The following is a 9,570-nucleotide window of genomic DNA, read 5'->3' as shown; positions in this document are numbered from 1 at the left end:
ATAGCGGTATGTGGGAGTATTACCGAATAACCGTTACCGATCCTGATGATAAAAAGTCAGAATATTTTTATGATGGTAACTCTGGCTCGTGGTATGTAAGCCCAGAAAATTACATTGAATATCAAAGCAATCAAGTGAACAACGGCTGGGCTAAAAGAGAAAACTACCTCTTTCACTCAGATGATAACTTCAATTTTGGTGAGATTTCACAAATATACTTTCATGATGGTGAGAAAAACACTCAAACCGACGTCATCAAGTATGACTCAGAAGGTCGTTTGATTTCGTGGACCGAGAAGCAAAGTAATCGCCAAATAACAACGAAGTATGAGTACACCAGCAGCGGTTTGCTTAAATCCGTTGATGAAGCTTTAGTGCGCAAAACGGTCTTTGATTATGTTAACGATAAGTTGGACCTAATCAAAAGCATTACCTATCCGCAGTTAGCAAACGGTAGTCAGCTAACTAAGCACTTCGACTATGATGCAAGTTATAATGTTGTGGCCGTTAGAGAGGTAGGGAAAGATGCGCAAGGCATTGAGTCAAGCCGTGTTACATCTTTAACATACAACGACAATAATCAAGTGGTATCAATTGACGGTCCTAGAAAAGACGTTAACGATGTAGTGACCTTAGACTATTATGATTGCGCTGGCTTAAGCAGTTCATGCGGTCAACTAAAGTCTATTACTAATGCTCTAGGTCATGTGACTTACCTTTCTGAATACACACTCAATGGTAAAGTTGGACGAATTGAAAGCCCCAACGGTTTAGTGATTACTGTTGTCTATGATGACTTAGGACGAATCAAGAAGCTGACTCAAGCCAGCAGTGAAGGCGAATTGTTAAGAACGTTAGAACTCACTTATGAAGGTGTTAATCGTCTAAAGTCGGTGGTTGTTTCAAACGGCGAATCATTTACTTATCACTACACAGCATCGGGAGCGCTAACCAGCATTGTGAATGCTCAAGGTGAAAAGGTTGATATTACACCGGATAAAGAGAATCGACCTCACATTGTTAACCTGATAGATAGCTTAGGTGCAAAGCAGTTTACAACACAGTATGCTTACAATCGCTTTAATGCTCTGACAGAGGTTACTGCAAGCAATTCAAGTAAGACTAAAATCGGAAGGTCTCGAACAACCTACACAGGCTTTGAAGATGCCGACGGTTACCATGAAGGTTTTTGGTTAGATGAGCTTGGACGTGCAATAGAGCTTGGCGATAGCGCATCTGAGTCAATCAAACAAACCTTTGATGCTGATGATAGTCTCTTAAAAGTCACCGCTCAGAACACATTAGAAACCGTTTTTGAAAATAACGTGTTTGGTGAAGTGTTAAAACGCATTAGCCCAGATACAGGTGTTACCGAAAATCAATATGATGATGCGGGTAACGTTGTTCATATCAAAGATGCTCGCGGAACAGAGTCACACATGACGTATGATGCCCTAAATCGTTTAGTCTCTGTTATAACGTCTAACAACTTAGAAAACGTGACGTTGAGTTATGATAGTACTGAAAACGGGAATCAGGGCATTGGACGCCTAACGAAAGTTCAAGATGATTCAGGGGTAACTGAGTATTTCTATAATGACTTTGGTGCTATTACAAAAGTCATCTGGAAAGACGGTAATCAAAGCTTTACTACTGAATATCTCTATGACGCTTTTGGTCAGCTTGAGGGCATTGTTTACCCAAGCGGTAAGACGGTTAACTACCATCTTGATAAAGGTCAGGTTAAGTCTGTAAGTCTTCTTAGTGATGGCGTATCAAAAGAGATTGCGAGCAATATTGAGTACTTGCCATTTGGTCCAATGGTATCCATGACATTTGGTAATGGTTTGGCTTTAAATAACCAATACAACTTAGACTACCATCTACAGAGTACAACTATCGGTAATATCTTTGACAAAAGCTATGACTATACCACCGCAGGCAACCTGCGCGGCGTTACGGATAACTTAAATCCATTAAGCAGTGTTAACGTTAGGTTTGATGAACGTAATCAAATAAAGGGCCTGAACGTTGAAGGCGGCTTTAAGGTTTACGGTTATGACTTTGTAGGCAATAGAACAAAAGAGTTGTTTTGTCCTGTAGGTGTGTTCGGAGTCAATACCTTAGATGATTGTATTGCTCTCTTTTGGGATACGGAGCAGAACTGTACCTATGGTGATTGTGAGGTGACACTTTGCGGCGTCCTGCCTAACGCACCGGACTGCCAAGAACCGCCCAGTTGTGACCCGACTATTCAAGATTGCGGCGGCGACACTGACCCAAATCTATGTGATGATTTAGATACTGTTTGCTCTTTTGTTTCTCCAGAAGAATGTGAAAACCTACGTCAGCTTTGTGCGGGTGGGATGCTTTCCGCAGACATGGTTGAATTATCCAAAGGTAGCTCACGTTTTGAAAAGTGGTTAGTGAATCAAAAGCAAAAGCCTAACTCACGTTTAGCTTTCACACCGACTCCAGAACCAAAGTACACAGTCTATAACTATGGTCATGGTGACAATAAGTTAACCGACTTTAATAACCTTTCATTCTCTTATGATGCTGCAGGTAACATGCGTTCGAAAGGCGGTTGGTTGTTTGAATATAACCACGCTGGACGTTTAGCCAGTGCCATGAATAGCAACCACCTCATTACCTATAAGTACAATGCAAACGGTTTGCGAACTCATAAAACGGCTAACGGTGTAACCACTCGTTATATTTATAATCAGGAAGGGGTATTAATTGCGGAGGTTTCAGAGCAAGGGGATATCTCCAAGGAGTATATTTATCTTAATAAACGGCCTCTGGCTATGTTAGAGTATGACGATATCTATTATTATCATAACTCGCATATAGGAACGCCTGAGATATTGACCGACTCACAACAGTTTGTTGTATGGCAAGCCGATTATGATTTATGGGGTAGCGCTACAATCCTTGTGGGTGATGTTGAGAACAACTTGAGATTTACAGGTCAGTATTTTGATAGTGAGACAAGCCTGCATTATAACTGGAATCGTTATTATGATCCGATGTTAGGTCGATATATCACTAGTGATCCTATTGGTTTAGCGGGAGGAATCAATACATATCTGTATGTGAGCAATAGCCCTTTCTCTTTGGTTGATCCTAATGGTGAGTTTGGTGTGAAGGGCGCTTTAATAGGTGTTGGATTAGAAATAGGTCTTCAAATGTATAAGAATGCAGGAAGGTGGTGGTGCATTGATTTGTTTGATGTTCTTTTAGCCGGACTTTTAGGAGCTGGTGCGCCAAGTAAATTAGATGCCGCAGGGAATTTGAATAAAGGTATTAAAAATATTAAGACTGCGAGAAAACAGATAAAACGTGGTAGACCGGTCTATAAAAAGAAAACTAAATCAGGGAGGGTGATTACAAGGCAGTATAAAAAAGTAATTGATAAAGAAATTCAAGTAAGACTACCTCAACTGACTTATATTGGCGTTGCAATTGCAACAAAAGAAGCCCTTTCGAAACAAGGGAACTATACTATTAAAGATTTGTTTGAGTCCAACTTTTTTAAAAACTATGCTCCGCATAGTTGGTACAAGTTTTTTAAAAGCAAATGTACTGGAGAGTGCAAATAAGGAGGAGGTATGTGGATATTAGGAATTATCGTTTTATCAATTCTAATTCTTGCAACGTGGAAGTATCATGGCTGGAAAGTAGCACTTGTGTTCACGGGAGCGGGAGTTGTTACTGGCGGATTCTATGCTGTTGCAGGAAATGTCTGGGGAGCTTCTGGAAGTTTTGTAGCTATTCTGATTATTGCAATTGTTTTATTTGCTTACAAACGTTATCAAAAGAGTCAAGTTAAGAGTTAGGTAGGGTGCTTATTAATAGTATATAAACTGCATTTGCTTGTCCTGTGTTATTTAACATAGGGTAAGCATTCTAAGTATCGAATCAAAGGCGCTTTTAAGTCTAAGCTTTTTAGAAAATATATCCCTTTAAGTTGGTGCAAGTTTTATAAAAATCAATGTGATGGAGGTGAGTGTAATAAATGAGGGGAATTTTTCTACCGTACTTAATTCTATTAGTGTTTTTTATCTTCGTTTGGAAGTTAAAAGGTTTTAAAGTTGCTGCTATTTTATCTCTTGTAGGTGTAAGCGTCGGATTGGCTTATGCGTTTGCAGGTAATACATGGGGTGTGGCTGGTAGTTTAGCCGTGGTAGTTATTCAAGCTGTTCTTTACTATGCTTTTAAATGGTATCAGAAAAACGCAAAAACTAACTCTTAATATTTGTTAGCTGAGTAATATCTTAAGGGCGTATGGATTGCGCCCTTTTTAAAATGTTTTCGGAAAAGGTGTCATGAAACCCCTTATAGTATGTTCAAGAGAATGGGTCCGGTACGGCGGCGCTCGTTGCAACCGCTTGCCTGTAAGAACTCATTTGTTATCAATTTATTTACAAAAGAAATTACCTAAAGAGTATGGGCCTTATAGGCTATACAGCAGCGTTTTTAAAAGCTCACCTAAAGCACCTCTTTATTTTAATATCATAGAGGAAATTGGTTTTTCGCAACTAGCTAACACGGCTTATTCGGGTGTTGTGCAATTTTTTATTGTTTCTTCTAAAATTTCTCCATGCTTATACCTCGATAATTTAACCGTAGCTACTGAGGATATATTTTTATCTGGAATTATAGGTTTGCAAGTTCTCCCTAATAGGTTTAGTGAGGGAGGTTGCGCAAACTTAGAAATGGTTCCAAAGGTAAAACATAGGGAAACGCAAGAGATTAGGGAGCATAAAGATTATTTAGAAATTTATAGGAGTGTAATTAATAGATAAGAACCAAGGGCCATGTAAGGCCCTTTTTTGTATGCGAAGGAATTTTAACAAAAGGAAAATGAAAAGATATGAGAAAACTAAATAAATTAAACGTATACGGCCTTGTCGTCCATTGTAGCGCCACAAAGCCGAGCATGAAGGTAAACGCACAAGTTATCACAAGATGGCACACAGAGGACCGAGGGTGGTCTGATATTGGTTATCATTTCGTGATCAATCGTGACGGTTCCTTAGAGACCGGACGCTCACTTCAATATCAAGGTGCTCACGTTCGGGGCTATAACGCTCAAACTATCGGCGTGTGTCTCATAGGTGGGCTTGATGAGAACGGCCAGCCAGACGCTAATTACACACTTGCTCAATATCAAACCTTGAAGAAGCTTTATGATGACTTAAGGCTACGCTTTCCGATTCAGGAGATTCTAGGGCATAGAGATTTAGATAGTGGCAAAGAATGTCCATGTATTGATGTTCGGGCGCTCTTTTCGAATAAGTAAGAATTTGGACTTCTCCTGGGCAAATAAGTGACGAATTGAGAAGTGGCTACCCCCAGAAGGAAAGAAGCTAAAAGATAAGTCTTAAAGATATCTAAAAGATAGTTTCAAGATAGTCTCTAAGATGTCTTAAAGATACCTCCAAGCCTGTCTAAAAATTACCTATATCACAAGTGGCTACCCCCAGAAGGAAAGATATTATTTTAACCTGTCTATGGGGTAGTTCTGAGAGCTTCACAAAGAGGCTATTTGAGAAGTGACTAACCACAGAAGGAAAGATATGGCTTTTGTCTGCTTTCTGATTAATTACAAATAAATTGAATAAGGAAAACTACACACATGATTGCTACTGATGTCATTCTAAACAATAAAGTTGTAGATGTTATTGAACACAAAGGAAAGCTCTTGTTACAAGCCTACCCATTAATGACTAGCTTTGGCTTTGAGAATATCGAAGAAGTGATTTTAGACTTCTACTATGAGTATGTCTTTATGAAAATCACGGTGAATGACCGAGAGACTACACAAGCCTATCTTTATGAGAGTGATGTTTATAAGTTAATTGCTAAAGCACCTAAACAAAGTGCAAGTAAGGTTAAGAAGTGGATTGAGAATGAAGTATATCAAGCTATAGAGGAAGAAAAGCACCTAGAAAAGTTAGACACGCTTGATAAGGATGGATTAGCTAAATTGGCTGATGATTTGTTTTGCGAGAATAAAGAGCTTAAGGATAAGCTTAATAAGTTAACTGATGCTGTAGAGGCTCATGTAAGCCCTTATAGAAAGCTAAAGCTCAATCACTAAGATAATTAAATAAGGAAATTAATAAACATGGAACAAAAGCAATACCCAATGATTGCAGGTGTGGAAATCACCACAGACAAGGAAGGCCGATATAATCTTAATGCGTTGCATAGAGCTAGTGGAGGCGCTAGGCACAAGGCCCCTGCTCAATGGTTGAGACAACAGCAAGCTCAAGACATAGTGCATGAAGTGACCAGAATGCTAATTAACATTCTGCCTATTCAAGTTAACAATGGCGGGGTAAATCCCGGAACCTTCGCACATGAGATCATAGCAGTGTCATACGCGGCGTGGATTAGTCCAGCTTTCCAAGTGCAGGTTAATCAAACGTTCTTAGATTATAAGAATGGGAAGCTCACACCAGTAGAGCAAACACCGACTTTGAATGTCACCGAGTTACTTAGGCTTGGCTATGAGGCTGCTCAAAGATGCGAGGTGTTAGAGCTTAAGGTTGAGGAAGACCAACCAAAGGTTGAAGCTTATGATCAGTTGCTTGAGTGTGAGAATACCTTATCAATTACAGAGGCCGCTAAGAAGCTAGGGATTAGACCTAATAAAGACTTAAGAGACTGGATGTATGAACACAACTGGATTTATCAGAACCCTAAGACCAAAGAGAAGTTTGCTTATCAGGATAAGATTAACGAGGGCTTATTAGTTCATACCTCATTTGCTCAGTGTCATGCTTACGGTTATTCCGTTCGCAATCAAGTAAGAATCACGGCGAGAGGTCTCGCAAAGTTAACTGAGAAAGGGATTAAAAATGGTGATGTCAAAGCAAAGAAGTTAAGGAAGTCTTTAGCATTTCATTAGGTGATCTTTAGGCTATCTCTAAGCCCCTCTGAGCGATTTTCTCAGGGGGTAAGGGGTATCAAATAGCTACAGCTTAAAGTGGCTCAGACCGCCGCCTAGTGTTATTTACATACCGTCAAAATGAGAAAGCTATTTTTCTAGCACACCAAAACAGATTTATTAAGAATATCTCAAATACATGATTGTCATAAATATATCTAAATTATATTGTGCCCTGTGGTAATTTACTTTGAATTAGAGATGTATTATGTTGTTGTTAGAGAATGAAAGGTATTTGATAGAATGTACTTTAAAAATCGGTACATATCCAAAGGATGGTCCAAGGTTAAGTTTTGAACAAGGTTTAATGCCTCTGCTTGATGTTATTAAAAAAGGAGAGTCTGTATATGAAATCAGAAATGGCACTGCAAGTCTGATAATTGAAGATTTCATTGAGTATGAGAACTCCATTATGTTCTTATTAAAATACTCTGATGGAAAAAAAAGTGATCCATCTTTTGCGAATTTAAAAACTGGTGAAAGTCGAGTCGTGAAAAAGGAAAAAGGGGAAGGAATAGCAGTTTCGTCTCACTTATTAGTTTCAAAAGTTCCTAACCCAGACTTTCCTGGGTTTTACGACGCGTTACTTGAAGAGGTTCCCGGAATTACAAGAACTTTAATAGGGAGTGCATTTAATAGATTTTTGAGTATTGAAGTAGAGTATACCTTTGTAAGGAAATCTAGTGGGAACGAAGTTCAATGTAGACCGTTAATAGATTTGCAGCTAAATATGAGCCACAATATAGATGATTGCTTAAAGGGAGGGATTCTTACGGGGTTTGTTGCTGTACAACATGCTCAAAGTGGTGCTCTTGATGAAGATGGTGAGCTTAAGGTGTATGAAAGTAGACTAGTTATTAAAGCTAAAAAGTCTAAAAAAGACTATAAAGATAAAATAATGAAAGCTATTAAGTATGCTACGGAGAATAAGTATCAGAAGCTTACTATTAAGTATAGAGATGAGAATAAGCGACAAAAAAGTTTAGATATGAGCACGTCGAGAGATGCCTTAAAAGAATCTTTTTTCAGTAAAGTTAAAAAAATTAGGTTAAGTAATCCAATAATGGAGTGTCAGGATGAGTTTCACCCTGAATTATGCAAAAAAATGAAAGAGAACCTTTCAGATATGAGTTAGATTTATGTTTGTTTTAAATAAGTTATTTAAGCCGTTGCATTATGCGAAAATTAAGCACACTGAGAAGCTTTGGTATGATTTTGTTTTACCAATACTTAGTGCATCGGTTTTGTCTATAGTGATTTATATGATGCCTTCTATAAGCCTTTTATCTAAGGATGGATTGGTGTCTCTGATTAATGGAATGTTGCAAATATTATCTGGCTTCTATATAGCATCTATGGCTGCGGTTGCAACATTCCAAAGAGACGGCATGGATGAACTAATGGAAGGAGTACCTCCAAAGCTAAACGGTGACTCGCTCACTAGAAGAGTGTTTTTAACTTATCTATTCGGTTATTTAGCATTCATGAGCATATCGTTTTATTTTATAGGTGGATTTGCAAAGCTGGCAGCTAAAAGTATTGAGCCGTTATTTGTATATGTTCCTTGGCTAAAAGAGTTTTTTTTGCTCATCTACTTGTTCTTTGTGTTTAATATATTGTTTACAACAGTGCTTGGCATGCACTTTATGATTGATAAGATACATCGAGTTAAACCAACTTTAATAGATAAGAAGAAAGAGAAAAGCTAACTGAGCTGCTATAAGTGCCACTGGAGTCGATGAAGTAAGTGTGATTTTAAGTAATAATCAGGAGGTTATATCTAGACTAGTGGTGGAGAGAATGGCTAGTTTAGACAGTGCTCTATAATTGTCATATAAATAGTTTGATTAAATAGAATGTTATTGATACGGAATCATAGATGCTAAGACTATCTTTAGGAGTAGCTTTAATACTACTCAGTGGAATATCTCAGGCTCATAGCGGTAGAACCAATAGCGATGGATGTCATAACGACAGAAAGAACGGTGGCTATCACTGCCATAATGGCGGCACTTCTTACACACCTCTCCCAAGAAAAAACAGTAAGGAGCAACCACAGGCACTACCCCAAGCCAGTCTTAAGTACAATCGTAAAGACTACCCTCACTGGATTGATAAAGATGATGATTGCCAGAACGAACGACAAGAAGTATTGATCAAAGAATCTCTTATCAAGGTTAAGTTCAAGAGAAATAAAGGGTGTACTGTCTCACATGGCAAGTGGCTTGATCCTTTCAGTGGTAAAACATTCACCAAAGCTAGTGATTTGGATATTGATCATCTGGTCCCTCTTATGTGGGCACATAATCACGGTGGATATGCCTGGACGAGAAAACAACGCAGAGCCTTTGCGAACGATCATGAGAACCTATTGGTTGTCTGGGATAAGTTAAACAGTGAGAAAGGAGCCGCTGGACCTGATGCTTGGTTACCACCGAGAAAGACTTATCACTGTGAGTATGTGAAGAAGTTTGATGAGGTCGTTAGGAAGTATAAGCTAGTTTATCGAGATGCTGAACGAGAGTTTATCAAAAAGGTTGAAAGTACATGCACGAAATAAGGTTTCCTGAGATTCTTCTTGGGAAGCTGTGGCACGCCACAAACTATGA

At 38.7% G+C, this 9,570-nt stretch carries 10 protein-coding genes; all 10 read left to right on the top strand.

Going from position 1 to position 9,570, the window contains the following annotated elements:
- Window positions 1–3,605, top strand: a 3,605-nt coding sequence (locus tag NH399_RS25090; RefSeq protein ID WP_253044250.1) for an RHS repeat-associated core domain-containing protein, incomplete at its 5' end; no start/stop codon positions are given.
- 9 nt (window positions 3,606–3,614) lie between these two features.
- The gene (locus tag NH399_RS25085; protein WP_253044249.1) at window positions 3,615–3,842 is read left to right on the top strand and encodes a hypothetical protein; all 228 of its coding nucleotides are present in this window, start codon (window positions 3,615–3,617) and stop codon (window positions 3,840–3,842) included.
- A gap of 179 nt (window positions 3,843–4,021) precedes the next feature.
- Entirely contained in the window at window positions 4,022–4,258 is a 237-nt protein-coding gene (locus NH399_RS25080; RefSeq protein ID WP_253044247.1) for a hypothetical protein, read from the top strand.
- A 73-nt stretch (window positions 4,259–4,331) separates the two neighbouring features.
- Window positions 4,332–4,811 carry a hypothetical protein gene (locus tag NH399_RS25075; protein WP_253044246.1) on the top strand — a complete coding sequence of 160 codons (480 nt, stop codon included), beginning with the start codon at window positions 4,332–4,334 and terminating at the stop codon, window positions 4,809–4,811.
- Window positions 4,812–4,879: 68 nt separating this feature from the next.
- Window positions 4,880–5,308: an N-acetylmuramoyl-L-alanine amidase gene (locus NH399_RS25070; protein WP_253044244.1), complete on the top strand. Its 429-nt coding sequence runs from the start codon at window positions 4,880–4,882 to the stop codon at window positions 5,306–5,308.
- Between the two features lie 336 nt (window positions 5,309–5,644).
- A complete protein-coding gene (locus NH399_RS25065; RefSeq protein ID WP_253044243.1) occupies window positions 5,645–6,109 on the top strand; it encodes a BRO family protein in 465 nt (154 codons plus the stop codon).
- Window positions 6,110–6,136: 27 nt separating this feature from the next.
- Window positions 6,137–6,922 carry a phage antirepressor KilAC domain-containing protein gene (locus NH399_RS25060; protein WP_253044241.1) on the top strand — a complete coding sequence of 262 codons (786 nt, stop codon included), beginning with the start codon at window positions 6,137–6,139 and terminating at the stop codon, window positions 6,920–6,922.
- Between the two features lie 247 nt (window positions 6,923–7,169).
- Complete coding sequence (locus NH399_RS25055; protein WP_253044239.1) at window positions 7,170–8,096, top strand: hypothetical protein; 927 nt, start codon at window positions 7,170–7,172, stop codon at window positions 8,094–8,096.
- Between the two features lie 4 nt (window positions 8,097–8,100).
- Entirely contained in the window at window positions 8,101–8,670 is a 570-nt protein-coding gene (locus NH399_RS25050; protein WP_253044237.1) for a hypothetical protein, read from the top strand.
- A 170-nt stretch (window positions 8,671–8,840) separates the two neighbouring features.
- Complete coding sequence (locus NH399_RS25045) at window positions 8,841–9,521, top strand: YHYH domain-containing protein (RefSeq protein ID WP_253044235.1); 681 nt, start codon at window positions 8,841–8,843, stop codon at window positions 9,519–9,521.
- Window positions 9,522–9,570: the final 49 nt, after the last annotated feature.

Origin of the sequence: Pleionea sp. CnH1-48 (assembly GCF_024124665.1) — a bacterium.
Classification (GTDB): Bacteria; Pseudomonadota; Gammaproteobacteria; order Enterobacterales; family Kangiellaceae; genus JAMXSB01.
The sequence above is the reverse complement of the archived record's forward strand: the minus strand, read 5'-3'. Positions and strand labels throughout refer to the sequence as shown.

Excerpts from the sequence above, each read along its gene's own strand:
- NH399_RS25075 (WP_253044246.1), top strand. The coding sequence starts at position 4,332 with ATGAAACCCCTTATAGTATGTTCAAGAGAATGGGTCCGGTACGGCGGC.
- NH399_RS25045 (WP_253044235.1), top strand. The coding sequence starts at position 8,841 with ATGCTAAGACTATCTTTAGGAGTAGCTTTAATACTACTCAGTGGAATA.
- NH399_RS25080 (WP_253044247.1), top strand. The coding sequence starts at position 4,022 with ATGAGGGGAATTTTTCTACCGTACTTAATTCTATTAGTGTTTTTTATC.
- NH399_RS25050 (WP_253044237.1), top strand. The coding sequence starts at position 8,101 with ATGTTTGTTTTAAATAAGTTATTTAAGCCGTTGCATTATGCGAAAATT.
- NH399_RS25085 (WP_253044249.1), top strand. The coding sequence starts at position 3,615 with ATGTGGATATTAGGAATTATCGTTTTATCAATTCTAATTCTTGCAACG.
- NH399_RS25070 (WP_253044244.1), top strand. The coding sequence starts at position 4,880 with ATGAGAAAACTAAATAAATTAAACGTATACGGCCTTGTCGTCCATTGT.
- NH399_RS25055 (WP_253044239.1), top strand. The coding sequence starts at position 7,170 with ATGTTGTTGTTAGAGAATGAAAGGTATTTGATAGAATGTACTTTAAAA.
- NH399_RS25065 (WP_253044243.1), top strand. The coding sequence starts at position 5,645 with ATGATTGCTACTGATGTCATTCTAAACAATAAAGTTGTAGATGTTATT.
- NH399_RS25060 (WP_253044241.1), top strand. The coding sequence starts at position 6,137 with ATGGAACAAAAGCAATACCCAATGATTGCAGGTGTGGAAATCACCACA.